The organism is Campylobacter concisus (genome assembly GCF_050447505.1).
Taxonomy (GTDB): Bacteria; Campylobacterota; Campylobacteria; order Campylobacterales; family Campylobacteraceae; genus Campylobacter_A; species Campylobacter_A concisus_BP.
Genome location: NZ_JALMFZ010000001.1, coordinates 47113 through 71012 on the forward strand (window position 1 = coordinate 47113; position 23900 = coordinate 71012).

A 23900-nucleotide genomic window follows, 5' to 3' on the forward strand; every position below is an offset into this window, starting at 1 on the left:
TGGATTTTAATAAGCGTTTTTAAATCACATTGAAATATAAATTATATTAGTTGCAAATAAAAAACATCGATATATAGGCATTTTAAGAAAATTCTAAAAGTAGAGCAAAAATTTTTGGTCAAAAGAAATTCAAAAATTCTTTGATGAATACTAAATTTTACTTGGCTGCCATGCGCGGTCAAGCTTTAAAATTTTTGATACTTTAGATGTGATAAAATCCTCTCAAATTTCAAAAAAAGGATCAAATTTGAGAAGCGATATTATCAAAAAAGGCTACACAAGAGCCCCACACCGCTCACTTTTACGTGCGACTGGGCTAAAAGACGAGGACTTTAATAAGCCATTTATCGGCGTTGCAAACAGCTTTATAGAGATTATCCCTGGTCACTTTTTCTTAAACAAATACGCACAAATTTTAAAAGATGAAATTCGCAAAAATGGCTGTGTGCCGTTTGAGTTTAACTGCATCGGCGTCGATGACGGCATCGCGATGGGGCATAAGGGCATGCTATATAGCTTGCCTAGCCGTGAGATCATCGCAAACTCTATTGAGACAGTGATGAACGCTCACGCCCTTGACGCGCTTGTTTGTATGCCAAACTGCGACAAGATCGTCCCTGGCATGGTTATGGGCGCTTTAAGAGTCAATGTCCCAACCATTTTTGTAAGCGGCGGCCCTATGAGAAAAGGCCACACAAAAGATGGCAGACCGATCGATCTTGCGACTGCGTTTGAGGCGGTTGGTAAATTTGAGACCAAAGAGATAGACGAGGCCGAGCTAAGAGATATCGAGTGCAACGCATGTCCAAGTGGTGGCAGCTGTAGCGGTATGTTTACGGCAAATTCTATGAACACGCTTTGCGAAGCGATGGGTATAGCTCTCCCTGGCAACGGCACTATCTTGGCACTTACTCCAGAGCGCGAAGAGCTCATCAGACAGGCTGCTCGCAGAATTTGCCAGATCGCCCTTGATGAGAAATTTAAGATAAGAAACATACTAAATGAAAAGGCGATCCGCAACGCACTTGTCGTTGATATGGCGATGGGTGGCAGCAGCAACACCGTCCTTCACATGCTAGCTATCTCAAGAGAAGCTGGCATAAATTTAGAGATAAAAGAGCTAAATAAAATCAGCCAAAACATCGCTCACATCGCTAAGATCAGCCCAAGCTTGCCAAACGTGCACATGGAGGATGTCGGCAGAGCTGGCGGTATGAATGCGGTGATAAAAGAAATTTCACGCAGAGATAACGGCATGCTAAATTTAGACAACCTAACAGTTAGTGGCGAAACTTTGGGCGAGCGCGTAAAATCTAGCGACATCAAAGACGAAAGCGTCATCCACAAGGTGGAAAATGCCTACTCGCAGGTTGGCGGACTTGCCATTTTGTTTGGAAATTTAGCTGAGCAAGGCTGTGTCATCAAGACAGCTGGCATCGTTGGCGAGCGTAAATTTAGCGGCAAAGCGGTCTGCTTTAACTCACAAGATGAAGCCATAGCTGGCATCTCTAGCGGCAAAGTCGATAAAGGTGACGTCGTCGTCATACGCTACGAAGGCCCACGCGGGGGACCAGGCATGCAAGAGATGCTAAGCCCTACTTCGCTCATCATGGGGCGAGGACTTGGCGCAGACGTAGCGCTCATCACAGATGGTCGCTTTAGCGGGGCGACAAGAGGTCTAAGTATCGGCCACGTAAGCCCAGAAGCAGCTGAAGGCGGCATGATAGGCTTGCTACGAGATGGCGACATCATCGATATAGACGTCGATAAATACGAGATCAACGTTCGCCTAAGCGAAGTCGAGATCGCTGAGCGCAGGGCTAAATTTAAACCAGTCGATAAGGCACTAACTTCTCGCTGGCTAAGGCAGTATCAAAAACTAGTCACAAACGCAAGCAACGGCGCGATACTAGAGGCGTAAGCTAAAACTATCAAATTTAAGCCTAAATTTTAGGCTTAAATTTACTTTGCTCCGTGCCAAAGAAGGCGGTTTTTGCCTAACTTTGTGTCGATACTCTCTTTTATAATGGAGCAGATATACTCTTTTGAAAGCCCTATGGCCTCCTCTAGGCTCTTGCCCTTTGCAAGGTAGCAAGCAAGCGCTGTTGAGAAAGTGCAACCAGTCCCACTCATCACAAGCGGGCTAGCAAGTGGCGTTTTGAAATTTTGCAGTAAGCCATCTTTTCTATAAAGCGTATCTATGCTATTTCCCTCGCTCACTCGCTTTTTCACTATGATATCGCAAGGCAGATCTTTAAAATTTCCACCAAAAAGGACATTTGCCTCGTCTAAATTTGGCGTGGCGACGGTGGCAAGCGCCATTAGCTCTTTTAGCTTCTCTACTGCGCTATCTTTTATGAGCTTGTGGCCGCTCTTTGAAACGCAGACCGGATCAAGCACGACTTTTGCTTTTTGAGTGAGTAAAAACTCATGCACCACGTCCATTATCTCCTCGCTAAAGAGCATACCGATCTTTATGGCATCAAAGCTAAATTCCTCCGCCAGCGTGCTAAGCTGGTCTTTAACAAAGCTAGATTCAAGACAAACTACGCTTTTTATCGCGTCTGTGGTCTCAGCAACTAGCGAAGTGACCGCCGTTGCGCTATAGCAGTTTAGCCTAGCACATGTCTTTATATCAGCCTGAAGTCCTGCCGTGCCGCTATTGCATGAGCCTGCGATGATTAAAATTTTCTTCATCGTTTTCCTTTTGTAAATTTTGGCTTATTATAAGAGATATTAGTTAATTTTTAGGATAAGAAATTTGAGCCAAGAGGCTCAAATTTTATGAAAGTTTATTTAGATCGTTATCGATCTCGATATATATCGTAGTTGCGTCAAAATTTGCATGCTCGTAAGAGTTATCTACTTTTAGCTCATTTGAGTCAGATAAAATCTCATCATTTGCGCTATGTTTGTCTGCTAAATTTTCACTGTCCTCAAGGCTATTTGAGCTATTTTCAGCCTCATTTGGCTGCGTTTTTGCAAACATATCTTCTACTTTTTCATTCATCTGATCAAGTATCTCAGCGTAGTTTTCTCCAAGAAGCGCTCTAAAAAGTGCGTCAGTATCGATGCTATTTTCAGCGCTAGTATCAGCACTTACCACACTACTATCAAGCCATATCGTGTCATATCCATTTAGCGATATATCGCTGCCATCCGTTGCAGTGATAGTCACGCTTGCACTTTGGCTCTCGCCCTTTATACTCTCTCCGATATAAACCTCATCATCTACGTTTAGAACTCTTACACGGTCGTTTTTATCTATCGCTACAACATCAGATGTGACGCTTTTTACCTTGCCGGCTACAGCTGCCATCTTTATTCCTTACTTTTATTTTTTGATTTATTCTAATATTTTTTATTAAATTTGTATATTGTACTTTGGTACAAAGATGGTTTTAAAGGCGTTTTTTAGGAGTAAAAATAGGAATTTAAAAGAAGAATTTGGGCTAAAAAGCCCAAATTTTATACAAGTTGTTTGTTTATATCGTTATCGACATCTATATAGATAGTTTTTGGAGTGTCTGAGCTTGTTTGACCCTCATATCTTGTATATCCATGCTCAACACCACTTTGATTTGTAGCCTCAGTAAATCCTTTTAATGAAACGCTATCTTTGTTGTCGCCGCTTATTTTTAAGATAGTATTTACATCATCAGTGATGCTAAATACATTATCTGCTTTTAAATTTAGTAGCTTAACATCTTGGTTGTCATTGCCATGCTCATCCATGCCAAGCTGGATCTCTTCAAAATTCTTGATAGCATTAGTTAAAGACTTATTATCTATCTTATCAAAGTCGATAGTGCCATCCTTTGCCACTGGACGCATGATAAGCGTATCTGTGCCCTCTCCGCCATCTAGACTTTGAGATAGAGCTGCTCTTGGATTATCAAAAGTAAATACAACCTTATCATTGCCAGCGCCAGCATTTACTAGATCGCCTTTGTTTGCGCCAGTATAGCCACTTCTGCCAGCGTCGATGTAGTCGTTACCACTTCCTGTGGTTATGACGTCGTTGTTATCGCCAGTTATGATTACATTGTTGCCATTGCCTGTGCGAATTTCATTTTCACCGCGTCCTGCGTGTATGATGTTATCGCCATTTCCAACATTGATGATGTCATTACCTTCAGTAGTTGTGATCACGTTATCATTGTCATTGTCTGCAACTACTCTTGTATTTTTAGCGATATCAGAAATTTGTAGATAGACATCGCTTGCTTTTACATCGCCGTTAAACACTGCTTCGAAATTTCCATTTTCATCAAGCGTTACAGAATTTGCAGCTATGATGTGTCCATCAGCACCTCTTAGTGTGATACTATCTTTTAGAGCTATACCTTTTACCGCCTCTTCAAAGTGCTCTTTTAGCGTATAGCTTGCGCCAACTCCATTTTCACTTAAAATTCCACTCCATGTTGTTTTACCAGTCGCTGCGTCATAGCTTAAATTTGAGTTACTTATAGTTGCAGCTGTTGCATCGATCGTAAATTTGATAGAGTTGTAAAGTAGCTCATCTCCACCTTGATATTTACCATCGATAGAAATTTTATAAACGCCATCAGCCATCTTGCCAGCGGCATCAAGTCTGTTGTTATAGCCTGTAAGTCTATTGTAGTGATCAGGCGTTACATTGCCTATTGGTTTTTCTATCGATTGAGATAATAGCTCTTTTGAAACACCTCTATCAACGTTAGTTGCTACAAATCTAACATCGCCAGTGCCCCATGTTATGCCTCTACCACTATTTAAAAACTCGCTTACAGTTTGATTGTCGCTAGCATTACCAGCTGTTGCATCTTCTGGGATCACAGCTCTTAGGTATGGCACAGCGTCGTTTGAAACGATCCTTGAGCCATCAGCCCTAAAGCCACTCTCACTCATCTCCATAGTGCCCCACAACTTCTCAGCTGAACGGTTGTTTGCATTTGTAGTTGTGTCGTTGCCGTTTTCAAACTGCGTCATAGTTGGAACTAAAATTTCATTTACGTGAGTATATTTTGTACCAGCCTTATCAGTCATCTCAACTTCGATCTTATCGCCTAGCTTTATCTTGTGATCGTAATAAAAGCTTAGCACGCCATTAGTTGGCTTAGTAGTGCCAACAGAGATTACGTTAGTAGTTCCGTCAGCAGTTACGATTTTTATACTCTCGATCTTATCGCCATCCTCATAGTTTTTGAGGTTAAATTTAAGCGTATGGTGTAGTCCCTCGCCATCATTTTCGATGATCTTGATGTTTTCTATAGTAACTGGAGTCTTATCAACTACAAATTCGCTAACTATCGTGCTCTTGTCGCCATTTGAAAAGACAGCAGTTGCTTTGATGTTATATTTGCCGTCATTTAGTTCATTAGATGTGACTTCAAATTTACCATTTGCAAATTCGCTTTGGCTAAGCTCTTTTGTAAAGACTTCATGTCCATTTTTATCAAGAACAGTGATGATAGCTTTAGTTGCGCTGCTATCTATGCTGCCCGTAAATGTCGGAGTCTTATCGCTTAGTACTGGTAGTGGTGCATTAGTTGAAAATTTATCAGTTTGAGCGATGTCGTCAGTTGTATATTTATAATATTTAGTTGCGTCATTTATACCTGTATTTGTATTTGCACTTACACTGCTTGCATCATCATCGGTCGCATCTATTAGGTCTGTAGCGACATTATTTAGTTTAGTTGATTCTGCCTGCGCCTCGTTGCCTACAAGGTCGCTAACTTTAGCTGTGTATGTCGCTTTTGGATCGCTAGTTTTAAACTCAACTTCGTATTTACCGTCTTTTACAACTGCTGTATGGCTTTCGCCGGTGCTTGATGTGACAGTTACGATCTGTCCATCTTCTACATTATCCACAGTTCCTGTGATCTTTTGAGTTACTTTATAGACATTTCTTGTTACTGTATCTACGTAACTGTCAAAGTCGGTTGAATTTAGTTTTATGCCACTTGCCTCTGAGCCAAGTATGCTCTCAGGTCCGCCATCTTTTGAAACTGTTAGTTTTAGCTTGCCCCAATAGATGTAGTTTGCATAGCTCATATCAAAGTCGTAGTATCCTGCTTTATCAACGTGTAAAGTTGTAACTGTGGCTCTATTTTCTGAGTGGATAGTGTCATAATCGACCATAGTAACGCCATCAACCTTAAATCTCACGCTATCGTCAGTGCCTTTTGCGTCAAATTTATAGTCCCCTGGCTCAAGATACATAGTGCCTTTTAAATTTACCATCGCCCCAGCTGTTGTGTTTTTGCCATTAGGAGCATCTCTTAGGGGATGAATATCGCTACCTTTTGCATTGTCGATAAAATACTCAAGTGCTTTTAAATTTGGAGCTACCCACTCGCCATTTGGAGTTACTTTGTTACCGTCAAGATCGATCTTGCCTATCATATTGTGAGCGCCGTCAAGTCCTGAGACTGTTCCTGCGTCGTTATCAGTGTTATCCCTATCTCCACCTTTACCTTGTTGGAAATTTAACTCTTTTGCTTTAAAGCTTGCCCAAGGTTTGGTGTTGTTCATATAGTATTCGATAAAGTCATTTTGCTTCATACCATCATGAGCGTATGTTGTATTATTAAAGGCATAAGGTCTTAGCTCAGTACCGCTTACGCCTGGCTCATAGATGTGGTTAAACCAGAAATTTCCTTTTAGTCCGCTACTCATCTCAGACTCTTTTACAAGGCTCATCTCAGTTTCAACGTTTATAGTTATTTTTGCAACTGTATCAAGTACAAAGCTACCACTATCGGTTGCAGTCTTGCCGTCTCTTCCTGTAGCTGTTATCTCTACTTTATAGTCGCCGTCAACTACAAGCTGGTTGGTTGTAAATTTAAATGTACCATCAGTATAGTCGCTTGGATTTAGAGTTTTTGAAAAGACTTCGTGTCCGTTCTTATCAAGTACGCTAACAACCGCTCTTACAGCAGTAGGCTCAACTGTGCCACTTATAGTTGGAGTAGCGTCATTTGTGCGAGGTACGCTTGGCGCGTCTAAGCTGTAATCGCCTTTTATAGTTCCAAAATCATCAGTTAAAGTTTTGATATCAACGCTGATTGGAGGTATGACTGGTGCAACAGGAGTTACATCACCTGCGTCATTGCCGTCATTGTAGCCACCGATTGAGTTCTCTGGAGTTTGAAAGACTCTATTTGAGTCAGGTAAATTTCTATAATCATCAGTAATGTTTGAGTAGTGACCGCCCTCTTCAAAGCTTGCTGCACCTAAGCTTACGCCGTCTCCACCAGCGTTGCCACCTTGGTTACCGCCAGCTGCAGTCTCTTCAAGATCAGTGATGTTTGCACCATCAAGAAGTGCTTTTTGTATAGCACTTACATCAGCTACGCTATCGTCGCCAAAGCTATCGTTGTGAGCTACGCTCTTGTCTAAATTTAGGGTATCTTTTCCGATGATCGCGATATCTTTACCATCGTTTGCAGTTATGACTACTTTTGAGTCAAAATCAGTTGTTTGTATAGTCTCACCAAGAAAAATTTCATCGCCTACTTTTAACACTCTTTGTGTGCCATCCTTTGCAGTTGCGATTACGCTTGATCCTTGTGAGATGCTTTTGATTACGCCTATCCTTGTTGCCATTTTACTTCCTTATCTAAAAAATTTTGAACGTATTTTAATATCTTAAAAAAGCTTTGTAAATTGTACTATGGTACTAAAATTTGAAATTTTGTAAGAATTTGCCCTAGTTTTGGGAGACTAGGGCATGAAATTTAAGAGTGTAAGACTATTTCGTCTTTTATCTCGATGGTAAATGTCGTGCCATTAGACGTTGCTGAGTACTCTGTATACCCTTCAGAATTTACCCCACCTTTGCTAAAGGCTGACATATCTACTTGATCGCCATTTTCGCCATCTATCCTAAGAGTGTTGCTCACATTTCCACGAGTGATATTTAGCACGTCATCTAGTGTTAAATTTAGTGTTACGTTGTTTGCGTTTCCACCAAGGGTAATTTTCTCAAAGCCAGCTACCTTGCTAAAGTCGATATTTCCAGCAAGATCTAGCGTATCAGTGCCTGCTCCACCTTGGATAACGATACCATTATGCTCTTTATGCCCAATACCACCAGAAGTAGTCCAGCCATCTGCATTTATCTCTGCGTCCTTGCCGATATGTATGATATCGTTGCCACTACCTAGATCAATAGTACTTGAGCCATCCCAGTATGTACCACCAGCATGTTTTAAACTACCATTTAAATTTACAACGTCGTCGCCATCGCCCATTCTTATGGTAGTGCTTTTTAGCTCAGCGCCTTTGTCGATATTTATCGTATCGTCGCCATCGCCCATGTTTATGCTAGAGAACTGAACGCTTTTATATACATATTTTTCATGTGTTCCGCCAAATTTAGTTTCGCCGCCGATATTTATGGTGTCATTGCCAGCGTCAGTATTTATATTGATGGCGCCAGCTACGTTTTTGCCTTCAAAATTTATAGTATCGTTGCCACCTCTTGTATCTATATCAGCACTACTTGAATCCTCAAGGTTATTTAAGATGTTGTTACCTTTAAAATTTATCGTATCATTACTTTCGCCATAGCTAGTTACCCACACACGAGTTTTAGCTGTTAAATTTGATATATCAGCTGTAAAATCAACACCTGTTTTATTACTAAAGCCCGCTTGACCTATGCTTATGCCGTCTGCTATAACGTGGGCTGAGCTAAATGATCCAGTTTCATAGTGACTATTGCCATCATTATTGCCTTTTACTTCAAGTAGGTCTTTTGCATAAGCTGTAACGCTTTCGCCTTTGTTATTATCTAGTTTTAGACTTTGATATCCCAGCACTGCATCTTGTGACTCTCTATTTAAATTTACATTTGTTAGCGTAGAGTTTGATATCTCCATAGTATTTACATCTCTTGCCTCAGAGTATCTATCGCTAGTATCCACCCACGCATCTGTCATAGTTATATTGTTTGCTTTAAAGGTATTGCTACCAGTATCCATCCGGATATTTACTCTTTCTATCCTCACACCATCTTTTACATTTACCACATCATCGCCGTCACCTGTGTGGATCTGGTTATCGTTGTACCAGCTATTATGGATATTAGGATCTATAACTTTAAATGTTTCTTTGCCAAGGATATTTGCATTGATATTTAAAGTGTTATTTCCTGCTTCGACGCGAGCGCTATCGCTTGAGCTAGGAGTATATGCGCCAAGGTTAATATTGGCTTTAAATATACTAAGATCAGCATTTATATTTACTACGTCATCGCCTCTACCAAGGTTTATAGTAGTGCTATTATAATGTCCAAGAACACCACCTACGCTAGGGCTATTTTTAGTACCGCTAATAGTAACCTCTTTATCAAAATTCACCACATCGTTGCCAGAGCCAGTATCTAAGTGTAAATTTTCTAAATTTGCTTTTATACTAACCGTATCATCGCCATCATTTGTGTTTAAATTTGTGTGGTTTGCGATATTTCCTTTGATATCTTTATTTAGCTCGATGTTGTCGTCATTGTCTATGATCTTGCCTTCAGCCATATTTGCATTAGTTGTTGGTAGCAGATAACTACTGCTTGGCGTTACACTTAGTTTTACACCCTCTTTAAATACAGCAAAGTTATCCACCATATCAGTTTTTTGTACGTTGTCGATAGTCATGCCTTGAGGGCCAGTGTTCTCGCCCTCGTTTTGGTTGTGATGCAAAGGACCTTTTGTGGTGTCTTGGCCGTTATCGTCAAGCACCTTTATCCTTACTTGCACTTTTGAGATGTCTTCTATATTTACGCCAGTTATCGTGTAGCCTGATAGTGGCTGAAATGTCGCTCCATTGTCAGTCGAGTACTCAACCACACTTGAATAATCCTCTCCTCTAGTGCCGCCAAGGAAATTTAAACCTAGATCTGTAGTCTCACCACTTGGGCTTACTGGTGTGCCTGATAGACCTAGTTTATAAACAAGATAGCGTCCGCCCTCGCCGTTTGCCCCTGCGTCGCTCTCTCTTACCTCGCTAGCAGCAGGATCCAAGCTAGTAGTGATCTCTACTGCACCAGGGCGAGGCGTGATGACTGGAGGATTAGCAGGTGAAGGGGTGCCTGGAGTTACGGTGACGCCAGGAGTGCTTGGCGTACTCGGAGTTGGTGGTGTTACTGGGGTGCTTGGGGTGACAGGCGTAGCTGGTGAGATAGGAGTTGTCGTATCTGCATCTGTGCCTGCATCATTATAGCCGCCTATTGAGTTTTCTGGGGTTTGAAAAGCTCTATTTGCGTCGGTTAAATTTCTATAGTTTTCATTGATATTTGAGTAGTGGCCACCCTCAGCAAAGCTTGCAGCGCCTAAACTCACGCCATCTCCAGTAGCATTGCCACCGCCTTGGTTGCCACCAGCTGCAGTCTCTTCAAGGTCTGTGATGTTTGCGCCGTTTAGTAAGGCTTTTTGGATAGAGGCTATCTCTGGGTTGTCACTAAGTGCATTTGCCTCTTTGTCTAGGCTCAGACTTTCGCCATTTTGCAAGCTGACCTCTTTGCCGTCGTTTGCTGCGATCACTGCTTTTGCAGAGCCATTAGCCTTTATCGTTTCGCCTTCAAAAATGCTATCGCCCACCTTCAAGACTCTTTCGTTGCCGCTTTTATCAACAGCTACGATTTCACCGCCTAGGATATTTTTGATAACGCCTAACTTTTGCATCTTAGTGCCTCCCTTTGGATTTTATTGATCTATATCAAGATTTTAGCCAAGAAAAAAATTTAGTTATATTGTACTTTGGTACAATACCCTTAAGAAAAGCCTAAGTTTAGGGGTTAATAATGTGTAAATTTTTTATAAATGTGTGAAAATTTTTATATTTATCTATATAAATTTTAAAATTTTAAGTTTTTGTTCATCAAAATAGCATAGTAGTTGATAAAATAACCCAAAAATGTCACAAAATTTTTTTCATTTTAAACGCATAAATTCTTAATCAAAAAAGCCTTTATCTAGCCTTATTATCACCAAATTTAGCCTTTTTATATCAAAATGTTTTTTATTTATAACTATCATAAATTTATACCCACTTGTGACATAAATTTTCTTAAGTTTATCTATCAAATTTTGCAAATTTTCATCTCTTTTTCTATAAATTTTAGCCTAGAGTAACATAAATTTATCACTACTTTTAAGATTTTCTTATATAAATATATTAGTTTTGTTATTTTGAATTTATACTTTTTAGCTCTTGGAGACTAAGATATACCCACTCTCGCTGATGTTTTTAAATTTCACGCCAAGCTCGCGTTTTAGGCGCAAAACGACATTTTGTATAGCAGCCTTGCTCACCTCGGTGCTCTCATAGACAAATTCCTCTATCATCTCGTAGGTGACAAGCTTGTTTAGGTTGTAGGCAAATAGCCAAAATATCTTATTTTGCAAGAAGCTAAGGTATAGCTCACTGCCGTTTTTATAAATTTTCTCTCTTTTTAAATTTATGCTCACCTCATCACTTAGGCGCACTAGCTTCTCATCTCGCTCGAAGCTTAGGCTTATTAACATCGATCTAAGATCTTTTATATCGATAGGCTTTTTCAAAAACAAGGTCGCCCCCTGCTCATAGCTCTTGATCAAATTTTCATCGCTATCATACGAGGTAAAGACGATAAATTTCTGATGAGGTTTTAGCTTTTTTATCTCATTCATCATCTCAAAGCCATTTAGCACCGGCATGTGAATGTCACTCATCACGATGTCAAAACCCTGTTTTTTAAATTTCTCCAGCCCATCTTGCCCATCTTTTGCGCCTACGACCTGACCACAGTATGGCTTAAGTCCAGTGATGATGAGCTCCCTTGCCATCTCGTCATCTTCGGCTACTAAGATAGATACTTTTTTTAAAATTTCTAGTGCCTCTTGCATCTTTTAACCCTTTAAATTCTTATCAAAGCTTAGCTCAAAAATCGTAGGCTTTAGGTTGTGCGCAAGCGTGATGTCACCATTTAGCTTCTCGCGCGCGAGCTTTTTAGCAAAGTAAAGTCCTATGCCATTTCCTTGTTTTTTAGTCGTGTTTAGCCAGGTAAAAATTTTCTTACTCATCTCGTAGCTCACGCCGCCGCCATTATCATAAACGCCGATGTAGCACTTATCTTCAAAGCTTCTAAATTTAAGCTCTATCACGCGTTTTAGCGGCTCATCTTTGTAGCTCTCAACTAGTGAGTCCTTTGCGTTGTGGATTAGGATTAGCAAAATTTGCTGGATGATGTTTTCTATCTGACAGACCTTCATCTCTTCAAATCCGCTAAATTTCACGCTCACATTTGCACGGCTAAGCTCTGTGTGCATAAGTGTTATTAAATTTCTAACGCTTGTTTGGATCTCAAATTCGCTCACATTTTCAGCGCTTTTGTAAAAATTTCTAAAAATTTCGATTGTTTTTGAAAGAAGCTCGATCGAGCTTTGCCCTTTTTTTAGTAAATTTACAAGCTCCTCATCGCTTAGCTTGCCCTCTTTTTTTAGCATTATCGCCGAGCTTAACATCAGTTTTAGCGAATTTACTGGCTGGATGAACTGATGACTTATGCCGCTTATGAGCTCTCCAGCCTCGCTCATCTTGGCTCTGTGCGCTAGCAAGGTCTCGTACTCATCTTGCACCTTTTTTATCTTGTTATACATGAAGTTGTGCAGGCTGTTTGCCAAAAACGCAAGTGCGACGAAGGCAAAGAGTAAATTTAGGGCGTTTTTTAGCGCCTCTCTTGTCATGGCTAAAATTTCTTCTTCGTTGTTTGTGCCAGCTCCGATAAACCAGTTCATCATCGGTATCTTGGCTACTTGGATCAAATTTTGCCCTATCTTTAGGCTAGTGATGTCTTCATCTTTTAAAAATAGCTCCTTAAATTTCTCCTCGATCTCTCTTTTTAGCGTCGCATCAGCCATTGATGTGAGGATCTCGCCGCTGTGAGTTACTAAAAATGAGTAAGAATTTGGCGCAAGGCTAAAGTTTTTGATGCTATCAAAGATAGTGCCTATGCGCACGACACCGCAAAGTGCCGCCTCAAATTTCGCGTCTTTTTCAACTGGCACGCATAAATTTAAAGTTGAGTCTTTTAAAATTTTGTGATTTTGCATGAAATTTACGCTTGGAGCATTTGTATTTTTTGTCTCGACATACCAGATAAGCCCCGCTCGCTCGCGCTTTGACATCACCTCTTCTGAGATCTTTTGCCCATCTACAAAGATCTCGCCATCCTCTCTTAGAAGCTGCATGAGATCAAATTCTTTCGCATTTTCTTTAAAGAGCTTTATGAAATTTGCCACTCTAGTATCGTCATCAATGATGCCAGAGTTTTGGATAAATTTTGACGCACGAATGAGTGAATTTAAGCGCTCATCAAGCCAAATTTGAAAGTTGCTAACGATGTTTTTACTAACTGCGATGTTGTTTTTATCAGATAGCTCGATGATCTTTTCTTTCGCATTGTTGTAGCTATTTAGCCCAAGAAGCACGACAAAGAGGCTTGCTAGCAAGATGATCGCATAAATTTTAATATTTTGTGATTTTAAATTAATACCCATGCGCGCAGTATATCCTAAGTTAGCCCAAAAATAGGGCTAACTAAAATTTAATTTTTAAAAGATAAGAGCTTTGAAACAAGCATAAGTGCAAGCACAACAAAGCAAATACTAAAGCCAAGTAGCGTGCAATCCGCCATCGACATAAATTTAGAAGACGGCACAAGATACCAGCCATCTGCGTAAAGATCAACTATGCTCTTTTGCAGATCGCTTAGCACCACGCCATCAGGCACCATAGGGCTGTCATAGCCGCAGTCGCCTGTAGGCATAAACCAGTCAGGCGCCCACTTCTCAAGTGGCAAGCCAAATGGATAGTGTGGCTCAGTCGAGCAGCCCTGCACGCCAAAAGGATCATCGCCATGCACCGCATCGTGGATTTTGGCTAGCTTCACGCTATACATTATGCCCTGCACCGCTCCCCAAAAGGCAAAGACGTAGCCAACTAAGGCAAAGAGCAAATTTTTAGGGTTTATGATAGCGATCACGCCGCCAAGTGCCATACATAAAAAGGCAAAACGTATATAGACGCACTGCTCGCAAGGTGGCATATAGGCGTAGTTTTGAAAGAGCGAGTGCGCGATGACAACAAGCGCAACGCTCACAAAGACCAGGATCGCCCAAGAGATGCGTGAGTCTTGAAATTTAGCCATTTTTTTAAAAAAGCTCATGTGGCGCCTTATTTTTTAAGAAGCTCTTCGATGAGTGCTGCCATGCCGTCAAGTGAGCTGATTGATTTTGTCATGATGAGATATTTGCCATTTACGACAAATGCTGGCACGCCTTGAATTTTAGCCACATCATAGCTCTCATCCCACTTTTTAAGTAGCTCAGTCACTTTTGGATTAGCCAGCTCTTTTTCGTAGTCTGCTTTGCTAACGCCAGCTGCATCAAGTCCAGTCTTTAAAAAGCCCTCAACATCTTTGCCATCGCCCCAGCGCTCTTTTTTGTCGTGATAAGCCTTGTAGTAGGCAAATTTAGCCTTTTTAAATAGCGAATTTTCATCAAACAAGCTCACTCCCTTTGCCTCGTCCATAGTGATAAGCACGGCAAAAACCTTGCTCGCAACCTCGCCATAATCGCCCTTTGTCTTTAGGTGAAATGGCTCGTATTTTAGGCCAGGAATTTTCTCAACTACCTTTGGAGTGACGCTCTTGTCGTACTTGTAGCAAAATGGGCAAGCATAGCTAAAAACCTTAACTAGCGTATTTTGTCCCACACTTAGTGGCTTTTCAAGATTGACGTAGTCCTCGCCCTCACTAAATGCGTTTGCACTAATCGCTCCAGCTACCGCAACAGCAAAGATAGCCTTACTAAATTTAGATAGAAAACTCATAATATTCTCCTTTGGATGATTTATTTTGAGTTATTCTACAACCAAGCTCAACCGCACTTTTAACGCTAGAATAAATTTTGGCTGAAATTTGTCTATTTTAAATTTATGATGATGGATTTGGTTTTTTGTTTTTTGTTAAATTTATAAAAATAATATACGTTATCAATAAAAATTATTATTTACATATTTTATTTATTGAGTTATAATCGCCCCAAATTTTATCAAAATAGGAGTCAAAATGAGACAGTACGAAACATACAAATGCGAAAAATGCGGCAACGAGATCGAAGTTCAAAAAGTTGGCGGCGGCACACTAACCTGTTGCGGCGAAGAGATGAAATGTGTGACTGAAAATTTAACAGCGGTAAATTTGATGAAGGCATTTGCTGGCGAGTCACAAGCTAGAAACAAATACGAGCTTTACGGCGACCTAGCTAAAGAAGCAGGCTATCACGCGATAGCTAGACACTTTTACGAGGCAGCTGAAAACGAGAAATGGCACGCAAGGGCTGAATTTAAGAAATATCATGAGATGATGAACGATCCGATCGATAAGATGGATAAAAACTTACTTGACGCTGCAGCTGGCGAAAACTACGAGCATACGACGATGTATCCAGACTTTGCAAAGATCGCAAAAGAAGAAGAGCTAAGAGATATTGAGAGGCTATTTAACGCGATCGGCAAGGTTGAAGTTGAGCACGAAAGAGAGTATTTAGAGCTTAAAAAGATGCTTGATGAAGAGGGCTTTTTTGAGAGCGACGAAGAAGATATCTGGGTTTGTGAAGTATGCGGACACGTTCACAGAGGTAAAAAAGCTCCAGGCGCTTGCCCACTTTGCAAAGCTCCAAAAGAGTATTTTAAACGCGAATTTCTAGGCTAAAAATAGCCAAAATAGCCAAGGCGCTTGTCTTGGCTAAATTTATAATTTTTTAAGCACACAACCACTATCAAAAATGTTATACTTTCACATACTTTTTCACAAGGAGAAAAAATGAAAAAATCACTTTTAGTTTTAGCTACTCTTGGCTTTGCACTAAGCCTAAACGCTGCAGATCTTACAGATACTTGCAAGTCTTACTTCTCAGACATCGATAAGATGGTTGAAGCTTACAAACAAGCTGGTCAAGAGCAACAAGTAAAAATGTATGAAGATCAAAAGAAACAATCAATGGATCAACTAGCTTCTTTACCAAAAGAGCAACAAGACGCTACTTGCAAACAAGCTAAAGAGATGTTTGCTCAAGTAATGGACCAAATGAAAAAACAAGGTCTTTTAAAATAAACCTTCACGTGGCTAGGCTCTCTAGCCACTCTTCAAATTTAACTCTCTTTTTTACATAAATTTTGCGTGATCTTTGCAACAGACGGCGAAACTAGCAAAGCACAGGATACGCCACCACAAAGGCTTTTACATAAGCAGTTAGCCAAATTTTCACAAAGCCATCAACAAAGCCAAGATTTAGATACGTGAGCACAAATGACATAAAAAATGCCATAAATGCTGACATTATAAACGCAAAAACATATCTATAAAATTTTACTGGTATCAAATTTCCACCTAAATTTATTTACAAACAAAGCTACATGCCTTGCTTGCGTCACCGCCTACGTATGTAGCCACCTTTGGATAGGCACACACTAAAAATTCCTTGTCAGCATAGGTCTTGCTTTTTGCTAGCATACTCTTTGGCGCTTCGCCCTTTTCGTGCCACGCTTCAAGCGCACCAAGCGGGTCCACGTCATCTATGCCGTTGCCGCTCTCACTCCCCCATCTTTCATCTCGTTATTTAAAATTTTCACATCTTTTAAACTCACACATCCTGCCTTATCAAGGGCAAAAGCCGTGCTGCCAATGAGCGCTAGTGCGCAAAAAAGTGAAATTTTATTCATAACATCTCCTAAAATTTTACCTTGCTAAATGAGGTCTCGTTTTTTAGGCCAAAGCCGTCAAATTCCTCTATCAGCCCAGCTCGCTCTTTGGCGTAAGCCTTGTAGTTTTCGCTGTGGCGGTAGCTCTCAAAGCTAGCTTCGTCTTTGTAAATTTCAACCAGCACCCATTTGTTTGGTGCATCCTTTTGACTAAAGGCAAACTGCGCGTAAGCACCCTCATCTATGCTTTTTTGCATATATTTTTTGATGATCTTTTCAAATTTCGCATCGCTCTTTGCCTTTAGGCTTAAGTTTGTGATGTGAAAGTAGGCATCTTTTAGGCGCTCTGGCGTTAAATTTTTTGAAAACGCGGCCCGTTTTTTCACGCTGATAGCCTTTTTGCTAGCTAAAATTTCAGCGCTTGCGCTTGCAAATTTCTTATAGTGCGCCGAGCTTAGATGCTTTTTATAAGCCGTCTCGTCCTTGTAAAACTCAAGCACGTAAAATAGCTCTGGCTTGCTCTTTGCGCTCGCAAAAAAGATCGCCTGCGTGCCTGGCTCGCTCTTTGAGCTTAGTATTTTTTCCCTGCCAAGCTGCTTTAGCAAACTCTTATTATTTGGCGTTGAAAATAGCTCATATAAGCTCACTTTCGCCTCCGCCCCAAAGGCAAAAGCCGCCAAAACTGCTAGTAAAAATAGCTTTTTAAACATCAAATTCCCCTTATCATTTCGCCTTTTTCATATCAGCCTTAGCTTTTATCTCTTCTGCTGCCTCAAGGTCAAGCTGTGCTTTTTTAAAGGCTTTACGTGCTTTTTCTAAGCAGTTAGAGTTGCAGTTAGAGTTTTTGACACTTGGGTTATCAGCATAGGCTTTTTCTGCCTCTTCAAGCTCAAATTCCCTTTTACCATAGTTCTTTTGTGCTTTTTCAAGGTTATTTGTAGCTTTATTACCACCTAGTAGTTCAGCCTTTGATGTGACCTTACCAGTGACTGGGTTTCTACCGATAGTCCTATCTAGTTCTTGTTTAGCTCTAGCAGCGGTACCGCGATTGACATCACACTCTTCCTTGCCACTTACCATTGAACCACCAATATAATTAGGTATATTTTTTGGATCATCACAATCAACTACTTCTTCTTTAGCTTCTCCTCTTAAATGTTTATTAAAAACATCAGATCCATAGTAGGCATTTAAATTTATGCAACCAACAAATCCTACAACAAATGCTGCAATTAATGCTTTATTTCTCATTCTCATTCTCCTTGAAAATTTTAAAATTTCTCATACTTTCTCCTTAATTTTATTTTTCTAAAACTCTTTTTATCCAAGCAAAAAGCTCGTCTAAGTCGTAGTCTCCGCCGTGTCCTTGTCCCCAGACCGCTTCGAAATCAACCTCTTTGCCAGCATTTTTAAGCGAGAGTGCGAGCATAGCAGGCACTGCAAGGGCTAGGTCGGTGTCGTTTGTGCCCTGCCTTATGCGGTAAAATTTCGCTCCGTTTTTGTTTGCGGTGTAGTTCATCGCATTCATCATCTTTATGACGCTAGCATCCGCCATCTCGCCCTCGCTTCGCTCTTTTGCAAATTTAGTAAAGTGCTTTGCAGGCGTTTTGCTATCACCAAAAAGGTCGTTTTCAGGCGTTTCAAGAGCTAGGCCGTCAAAGGCAACTGGTGCTTTGGCACGTTTTAGCGAAGCGATAAAGTCTTCTAGCTTAAACGTATATCCAAGCTCGCAGCCCTGCGTGTCAAGAGTTATAAATTTAGGCGTAAGCGTGCTTTTATCGCTGTTTTTTGTAGCGGTAAATGCCTTTGAGATGAGGGCGTTTATATACTCCTTGAAGCTGCCCTCGCCATTTTCATCAAGGCTTAGTGCGTGGCCTTTGGCGTCTTTTAAATTTAGCGAGTTTAGATAGGCTGGGAATTTACTCTTTAACTCACGTGAAAGCTCTTTTTGCGTGGCGTTTAGCTCGCCTGTGATCATCTTTGGCTTTTTGCTTCTGTCGTTAAAAGTGCTCGCATCAAGACTTGCAAAATCAATCCTTTCAAATTTATCCAAATCCCCAAACATCCACTCATACGCCTCGTCCTCATGCTCTAAATTTGTAACAGGGCAGTAGGCTGAGACGGCATAAATTTGATCGTCCGCCTTTGCAGCGCCTAGCTCTTTAAGATATGGCTCATACTCTTTTGCATTTGCGCTAACGCCTAGAAGTGCTGACATCGCGCCGCCTGCGCTCGTGCCATTTGAGATGATCTTATTTGCGTCGCCTGGCATAAATTTGTCGTTAAATTTAAGATATCTAACGGCCGCTTTTAGATCGACTATCGCAGCTGGTGCTTTGCCGATAAATTTCTCACCATCTTTTAGCGTCCTGCCCCTAGCGCCAACGCTTGCCACGACGTAGCCTCTAAGAAGCGCTTCGAGAGTGGCATTTGGCTTTTCGTTTTTGGTTTCTGGCCTTTGCGGTTTAGCTGGCATGTAGCCGCCTATGCCATTTGGCATAAAAATAGCCGTAGTTTTATCGTCAAATTTACCCTCTGGCACATAAAAATTTAGCACCTCATAGTCGCTCGTTGGCTTTGCCACATAGACTATGCCCTCGTAAGCTCTAAATTTAAGCGTTCTCTCGCCAACTTGCACGCTTTTTAGCTCAAATTTACTCTTATCGAATTTAAGCTCATTTCCAAAGCACGCCCCAGCCAAGCAAACCGCCAAAACTAGGTATTTTGCGCTTTTCATACTTCGTCCTTTAACCAATAATGGCTGCCCTTTCCTCAAATTTCGCCGCTCCGTCAGCATAAAACTGCCCGCCAGCTATGTAGTGAGGCGTCTTTAGCTCGTCATCTAAATTTTCAAATTTCCAGTGGCCGCCCTCAAAAACGCGCGTATCAGCGTAGGCTGCCACGACTTTGGCCTTAAAAAGGTCAAACTCGCTCTCGTTTTTGGCGTCTTTTATGATCTCGCAAACCATGTAGGCTGCGCACTCTTTTAGCAAAGGCACGCCATTTTCGTAAAACATCTCCACGCCAGCAAGCTTCTCTTTGTCGCTGTGCATGCTGGTCGTGCCAAGTCTTGCGACAAGGGCGGTATCCTTGAAAAATGGCACACAAAGGCCAAATTTACCGCTCTTTTCAAAAAGCGTGCGTGTAAATGAGCCAGAGGCTACGACTGCTGTTACCTTGTCGTAGTCTAGCGGGCAGACCCAAGAGGCGCTCATCGCGTCCACTACATCGTCGTGGCTTGCGCAGATGATGAGCGTTGGGCCGTGGTTGATGAGGCGGTAGGCCTTTTCTAGATCAACTTTTTGTAGTGCCATTTTGTTTATTTTTTAGAAATTTTATATTTTTTGCCTGCTTTTTCTAGCTGTATGCTGCCATCTTCAGATACAAATTTCTTGCCCTTTTTGCTTAAAATTTGGCTCTCATTACCTAGGCTAGCCCAGAAAATTTCTACTTTATTTTTCTTTTTGTTAAATATGCCATAAACTGCCAAAGTCTTGTTGTCTGGGTCGTCCAAGCGAACGTCAGCTACGTTAAATACCTGTACGCAGCCATTTTTAAACTCAGAGTAGCTCTGTCCTGCTGAAGGCATGCAGCCGTGGCTATCTACGCTACTTTCGATCTTTGGCTCTGGCGCGCTTTGTGGAGCTGGCTCTGCTTGTTTTTTCGCACATCCGCTAAAGGCTAATAAGCCAGCCACTGCTATAATCATAAGTTTTTTCATTGTCTTTCCTTTTTGTTAATACTTGACCGCATAGTCAAATTTGGGCTGGTGTAGTGAAAACTCAAAGCTATCTCTATCCACCGAGCCAACGCAATACTCACTATCATAAAGGCGCAGCAAAAACTCCGCCATCTCTTCACTCGTATGATACTTCTTAAATGATCTGTCGTAGTCGTAGCCCTCTTTATCAGTCGCCACCATACCAAATTCTGTTTTTGTAGCGGCTGGGGCCAGCACTTTAGCCTGCAACTTCGCCTGCTTGTCTTGTGCTAGCTCGTGGTAAAGCCCCTCACTAAATGCGCTGACGAAAAATTTGCTAGCGCAGTAGGTCACGACGTTTGGCACGATCTTGTAGCCTCCTATTGATGATATATTTATTAGTTTTGTCTCTTTTTCTCTATATTTTTTTACAAATAGCGTTGAGAGCGTCACAAGAGAGATGATGTTTAAATTTATCATCTGCGTCACTTTCTCTAAATTTTGCTCGCCGACCTTGCCGTAGTCGCCAAAGCCAGCATTGTTTATAAGCGCTTTTAGCTCAAATTTTTCTAAATTTTGCCAAAGAGCTAGGGCATTTTCTTGCTTTGAGAGATCGCAAATTTCTATCACGACATCAACATCTGCAAATTTAGCTATCTCGCTTTTTAACTCTTCTAAAAGCTCCACGCGCCTTGCAACAAGGATCAAATTCTCCCCGCGCCTTGCAAATGCCTTTGCCACGGCCGCTCCTATGCCTGAGCTTGCCCCAGTGATCACTATATATTTTTTCATTTTGTAAATTCCTCCGGATTATAAATTTTCACACCGTCGCTGTGGTCATCTTGTGCTACTTGCACGATCACTTTAGCGATATCAGCCGCTCTCATCGGACGATACTCGTCAAAAAAGCCTTTTGGGATAAATTTAAACGCCTTTATCGCTAGATACTCGCCAAGTCTAAAGTCCTTTCTCTCAGCCTCTATAAGTGGCAGCCTAGCGATATGAAATGAGCCATATCCAAGCTCTTTTATCTTTGCTTCTGCTTGACCTTTTGCCTTTAGGTAGAACGAGCCTGACTTTCTGTTTGCCCCTGCAGCTGAGAGCAAGACAAAGCGTTTTGCACCGCACTCCAAGCCAAATTTGGCAAAATTTATCGGATAGGTCACATCGACTTTGTAAAACTGCTCTTTGTGCTTTGCGGCTTTCATCGTCGTGCCAAGCGCGCAAAATACGTCATCAGCGATAAATGGCACCTCATCTTTAAAATCATCAAAATTTACTATCTTTACTTCAAGCTTTTCATGGGTAAATTCTAGCTCATGCCTAACAAGGGCGACCACCTTGTTATAGTGCTCACTCCCACATAAATCTTTTAAAATTTCACTTCCCACAGCGCCGCTGGCTCCTGCTATAAGGGCGACTTTTTTCATGTTTATCCTTTGTAAATTTTGGATAAATTCTATCTCGCTAAGGCAAAAATTTCGCTTATGGCCTCTTTTGTATAAATTTGCTCCAAACCCCTGCCCTTGGCGTAGTCATAAACTAGCGCCATGATCTCGTCTAAATTTGACTCATCGACACCAATTTCTATGAGGCTTGTTGGCGTGCCGATCTTGCTAAACCACTCTTTTAGCTTTTTAATAGCCTCGTCTGCGTCATCCACGCCAAAAATTTCTTTGCCAAAGCGCTTAAATGCCTTTAAATTTCTACTCTTATACCACTTCATCCAAGCTGGCATCACTACACTTAGCCCAGCCCCGTGTGCGCAATCAACCACCGCACCTATGGCGTGCTCGATCATGTGGTTTGGATATGAGTAGCCAGCCGTGCCAACGTAAGTTAAGCCATTTAGCGCCATCGTCGCAGCCCATGCAAACTCGCCTCTAGCGGCGTAATCATCTGGCTCTTTTAGTAAAATTTCAGTCGTTTTCATGACCGTTTTGATGTTTGCTTCGATATATAAATTTATGATCTCAGGCTGAACGCTCGCCGTAAAGTAGCCCTCGATGCTGTGAGCGATGATGTCAGAGGCTGAATAGACCAAATACTCCTTGCTAACGCTTGCTTGAAGAAGCGGATTTACCACCGAGACTTTTGGGTAGAGACAAGCGCCGTGCATGGCAAATTTCTCTTTTGTGGCTTCATTTGTGACGACTGCTCCGCCGTTCATCTCTGAGCCAGTTGCAGCTAGTGTTATGATGTCAAAGATCATAAGCGCCTCTTTTGGGCATTTGCCGGTAAAAAAGTCCCAAACATCGCCGTTATATTTAACTCCTGCGGCTACGGCTTTGGCACTATCAAGCACAGAGCCACCGCCTATGGCTAGCACGCTATCGACGCCTTGCTTTTTAGCTAAATTTATAGCCTCATTTACCTTGCTTAGCACTGGGTTTGACTTCACGCCACCTATCTTGCAAAACTCGATGCCATTTGCGCTTAGGCTCTTTGTGGCAACGTCAAAAAGTCCGTTTTGTATGATCCTGTCGCTGCCATAGATGATAAGCGTCTTTTTTACGCCAAATTCTTTCATGTATTTGCCGATGTTTTGCTCTTTGTCTTTGCCAAATTCTATTCTCGTTGGGTTTAAAAAGCTAAAATTTTGCATATTTTTCTCCTTGTTTGTTTTTGTGGTTTGGTATAAATTTTAGTTAAATTTTCTTATTTTAGCTATTTTTATCAGCGCTAAATTTAGAAATTTCTTAGTCTGATAGGTAGTTTTGATGTGATCTTATCTGGATCGAAGCTGTTTTTTGGATCGCCTAAGCCTCCAAAATTTTCGCCAGTGTTAAAGAATTTTTGTAAAAAGTAGTTGCCTCTGTATCCAAGCTCGTAAAGTAGCTCAGACATTTCGCTAATATCCTTTTCGCTTAGCAAGTCCGCATGCACGGTCGTTCTCACTTCAAATTTAAAATTTATCTCTATGAGATATTTTAGTGTTGTGGCAAATTTTTCATATAAATTTGAACCAGTGATGCCGATAAATTTCTCTTTTGGAGCTTTAAAATCAAGCGCGATGTAATCAATCAGCCCCTCATCTATCGCCTCTTTTAAGACGTCACGATACGAGCCGTTAGTATCGACCTTTAAGCTAAAACCGCGCGCCTTTACCTCGCGTGCCAGCCTTAAAAAGAGAGGGTTTGCCGTGCATTCGCCACCGCTAAAGACTATGCCATTTAGCTTGCCGACCCTGCGGTCTAAAAAGTCGCAAACTTCACTAAAGCTTATAGTGCCATTTGACCTTACGACCTCGATGTTGTAGCAGTATCCGCAGCGCATATTGCACCCAGCAAACCAAATGACAGCTGCCACTTTGTCTGGGTAGTCAAGCGTCGTAAATGGCGTTATACTAAAGACTTTTTGCAAGTTTTTGACCCTTTTTAAACTAATTTGACCCTTTTTAAACTAAAAGGCACAATGGCGTGCCTTTGGTTCGCATTTTAATTTATTTTTTTAAATTTATTATTGTTTTTAG

Annotated in this window: 24 protein-coding genes; 3 read left to right on the forward strand and 21 right to left on the reverse strand. The window is 41.3% G+C overall.

Features of this window, described 5'->3' with window-relative positions; translation table 11 throughout:
- The first annotated feature begins 247 nt into the window (after positions 1-247).
- The gene (ilvD, locus tag MTT09_RS00180; RefSeq protein WP_429801890.1) at positions 248-1921 is read left to right on the forward strand and encodes a dihydroxy-acid dehydratase; all 1674 of its coding nucleotides are present in this window, start codon (positions 248-250) and stop codon (positions 1919-1921) included.
- A 41-nt stretch (positions 1922-1962) separates the two neighbouring features.
- Here the strand turns inward: ilvD and MTT09_RS00185 are convergent, their stop codons facing one another.
- The 9 genes from MTT09_RS00185 to MTT09_RS00225 all read right to left on the reverse strand — a co-directional run bounded on the left by MTT09_RS00185 (position 1963) and on the right by MTT09_RS00225 (position 14856).
- On the reverse strand, positions 1963-2697 hold the full coding sequence (locus MTT09_RS00185; RefSeq protein ID WP_107929938.1) for a hydroxymethylpyrimidine/phosphomethylpyrimidine kinase: 735 nt from the start codon (positions 2695-2697) through the stop codon (positions 1963-1965).
- A gap of 85 nt (positions 2698-2782) precedes the next feature.
- Entirely contained in the window at positions 2783-3319 is a 537-nt protein-coding gene (locus MTT09_RS00190; protein ID WP_148824069.1) for a hypothetical protein, read from the reverse strand.
- 149 nt (positions 3320-3468) lie between these two features.
- The gene (locus MTT09_RS00195; protein ID WP_429801891.1) at positions 3469-7593 is read right to left on the reverse strand and encodes an Ig-like domain-containing protein; all 4125 of its coding nucleotides are present in this window, start codon (positions 7591-7593) and stop codon (positions 3469-3471) included.
- A 131-nt stretch (positions 7594-7724) separates the two neighbouring features.
- Positions 7725-10667, reverse strand: coding sequence for a retention module-containing protein (locus tag MTT09_RS00200; protein WP_429801892.1), 2943 nt, complete (start codon positions 10665-10667; stop codon positions 7725-7727).
- Between the two features lie 270 nt (positions 10668-10937).
- Positions 10938-11078, reverse strand: coding sequence for a hypothetical protein (locus MTT09_RS00205; protein ID WP_429801893.1), 141 nt, complete (start codon positions 11076-11078; stop codon positions 10938-10940).
- Positions 11079-11189: 111 nt separating this feature from the next.
- On the reverse strand, positions 11190-11870 hold the full coding sequence (locus tag MTT09_RS00210; protein WP_429801894.1) for a response regulator transcription factor: 681 nt from the start codon (positions 11868-11870) through the stop codon (positions 11190-11192).
- Between the two features lie 3 nt (positions 11871-11873).
- Positions 11874-13523 carry an ATP-binding protein gene (locus MTT09_RS00215; RefSeq protein ID WP_429801895.1) on the reverse strand — a complete coding sequence of 550 codons (1650 nt, stop codon included), beginning with the start codon at positions 13521-13523 and terminating at the stop codon, positions 11874-11876.
- 47 nt (positions 13524-13570) lie between these two features.
- Positions 13571-14191, reverse strand: a complete 621-nt coding sequence (gene dsbI, locus MTT09_RS00220; protein WP_429801896.1) for a protein-disulfide oxidoreductase DsbI — start codon at positions 14189-14191, stop codon at positions 13571-13573.
- 8 nt (positions 14192-14199) lie between these two features.
- Positions 14200-14856 (reverse strand): thiol:disulfide interchange protein DsbA/DsbL, encoded by a 657-nt coding sequence (locus MTT09_RS00225; RefSeq protein ID WP_429801897.1) that lies wholly within the window; start codon positions 14854-14856, stop codon positions 14200-14202.
- Positions 14857-15094: 238 nt separating this feature from the next.
- On the opposite strand from MTT09_RS00225, the gene MTT09_RS00230 reads away from it, so the two are divergent.
- Together MTT09_RS00230 and MTT09_RS00235 are read left to right on the forward strand one after the other, a co-directional pair.
- The gene (locus MTT09_RS00230) at positions 15095-15739 is read left to right on the forward strand and encodes a ferritin family protein (RefSeq protein ID WP_429801898.1); all 645 of its coding nucleotides are present in this window, start codon (positions 15095-15097) and stop codon (positions 15737-15739) included.
- A gap of 111 nt (positions 15740-15850) precedes the next feature.
- Positions 15851-16141 (forward strand): DUF5339 domain-containing protein, encoded by a 291-nt coding sequence (locus MTT09_RS00235; protein WP_002940734.1) that lies wholly within the window; start codon positions 15851-15853, stop codon positions 16139-16141.
- 91 nt (positions 16142-16232) lie between these two features.
- Here MTT09_RS00235 and MTT09_RS00240 read toward each other — a convergent pair whose 3' ends face one another.
- The 12 genes from MTT09_RS00240 to MTT09_RS00295 all read right to left on the reverse strand — a co-directional run bounded on the left by MTT09_RS00240 (position 16233) and on the right by MTT09_RS00295 (position 23791).
- Positions 16233-16409: a DUF2798 domain-containing protein gene (locus MTT09_RS00240; protein WP_429801899.1), complete on the reverse strand. Its 177-nt coding sequence runs from the start codon at positions 16407-16409 to the stop codon at positions 16233-16235.
- A 14-nt stretch (positions 16410-16423) separates the two neighbouring features.
- Positions 16424-16597 carry a tannase/feruloyl esterase family alpha/beta hydrolase gene (locus MTT09_RS00245; RefSeq protein ID WP_429801900.1) on the reverse strand — a complete coding sequence of 58 codons (174 nt, stop codon included), beginning with the start codon at positions 16595-16597 and terminating at the stop codon, positions 16424-16426.
- A gap of 5 nt (positions 16598-16602) precedes the next feature.
- Positions 16603-16749 (reverse strand): hypothetical protein, encoded by a 147-nt coding sequence (locus MTT09_RS00250; RefSeq protein WP_429801901.1) that lies wholly within the window; start codon positions 16747-16749, stop codon positions 16603-16605.
- Positions 16750-16757: 8 nt separating this feature from the next.
- On the reverse strand, positions 16758-17438 hold the full coding sequence (locus tag MTT09_RS00255; RefSeq protein WP_429801902.1) for a putative quinol monooxygenase: 681 nt from the start codon (positions 17436-17438) through the stop codon (positions 16758-16760).
- A 13-nt stretch (positions 17439-17451) separates the two neighbouring features.
- Positions 17452-17979 (reverse strand): hypothetical protein, encoded by a 528-nt coding sequence (locus MTT09_RS00260; protein WP_429801903.1) that lies wholly within the window; start codon positions 17977-17979, stop codon positions 17452-17454.
- A gap of 49 nt (positions 17980-18028) precedes the next feature.
- Entirely contained in the window at positions 18029-19465 is a 1437-nt protein-coding gene (locus MTT09_RS00265) for a subtype B tannase (protein WP_429801904.1), read from the reverse strand.
- A 10-nt stretch (positions 19466-19475) separates the two neighbouring features.
- On the reverse strand, positions 19476-20042 hold the full coding sequence (locus MTT09_RS00270; RefSeq protein ID WP_429801905.1) for a flavin reductase family protein: 567 nt from the start codon (positions 20040-20042) through the stop codon (positions 19476-19478).
- Between the two features lie 5 nt (positions 20043-20047).
- Positions 20048-20449 carry a hypothetical protein gene (locus MTT09_RS00275; RefSeq protein ID WP_429801906.1) on the reverse strand — a complete coding sequence of 134 codons (402 nt, stop codon included), beginning with the start codon at positions 20447-20449 and terminating at the stop codon, positions 20048-20050.
- 15 nt (positions 20450-20464) lie between these two features.
- The gene (locus tag MTT09_RS00280; RefSeq protein ID WP_429801907.1) at positions 20465-21220 is read right to left on the reverse strand and encodes an SDR family NAD(P)-dependent oxidoreductase; all 756 of its coding nucleotides are present in this window, start codon (positions 21218-21220) and stop codon (positions 20465-20467) included.
- Positions 21217-21858, reverse strand: a complete 642-nt coding sequence (locus tag MTT09_RS00285) for an NAD(P)H-binding protein (protein ID WP_429801908.1) — start codon at positions 21856-21858, stop codon at positions 21217-21219. The genes MTT09_RS00280 and MTT09_RS00285 overlap by 4 nt, the downstream gene beginning before the upstream one ends.
- A 29-nt stretch (positions 21859-21887) precedes the next feature.
- A complete protein-coding gene (locus tag MTT09_RS00290; protein WP_429801909.1) occupies positions 21888-23033 on the reverse strand; it encodes an iron-containing alcohol dehydrogenase in 1146 nt (381 codons plus the stop codon).
- Positions 23034-23116: 83 nt separating this feature from the next.
- A complete protein-coding gene (locus MTT09_RS00295; RefSeq protein WP_429801910.1) occupies positions 23117-23791 on the reverse strand; it encodes an anaerobic ribonucleoside-triphosphate reductase activating protein in 675 nt (224 codons plus the stop codon).
- Between the last annotated feature and the right edge of the window lie 109 nt (positions 23792-23900).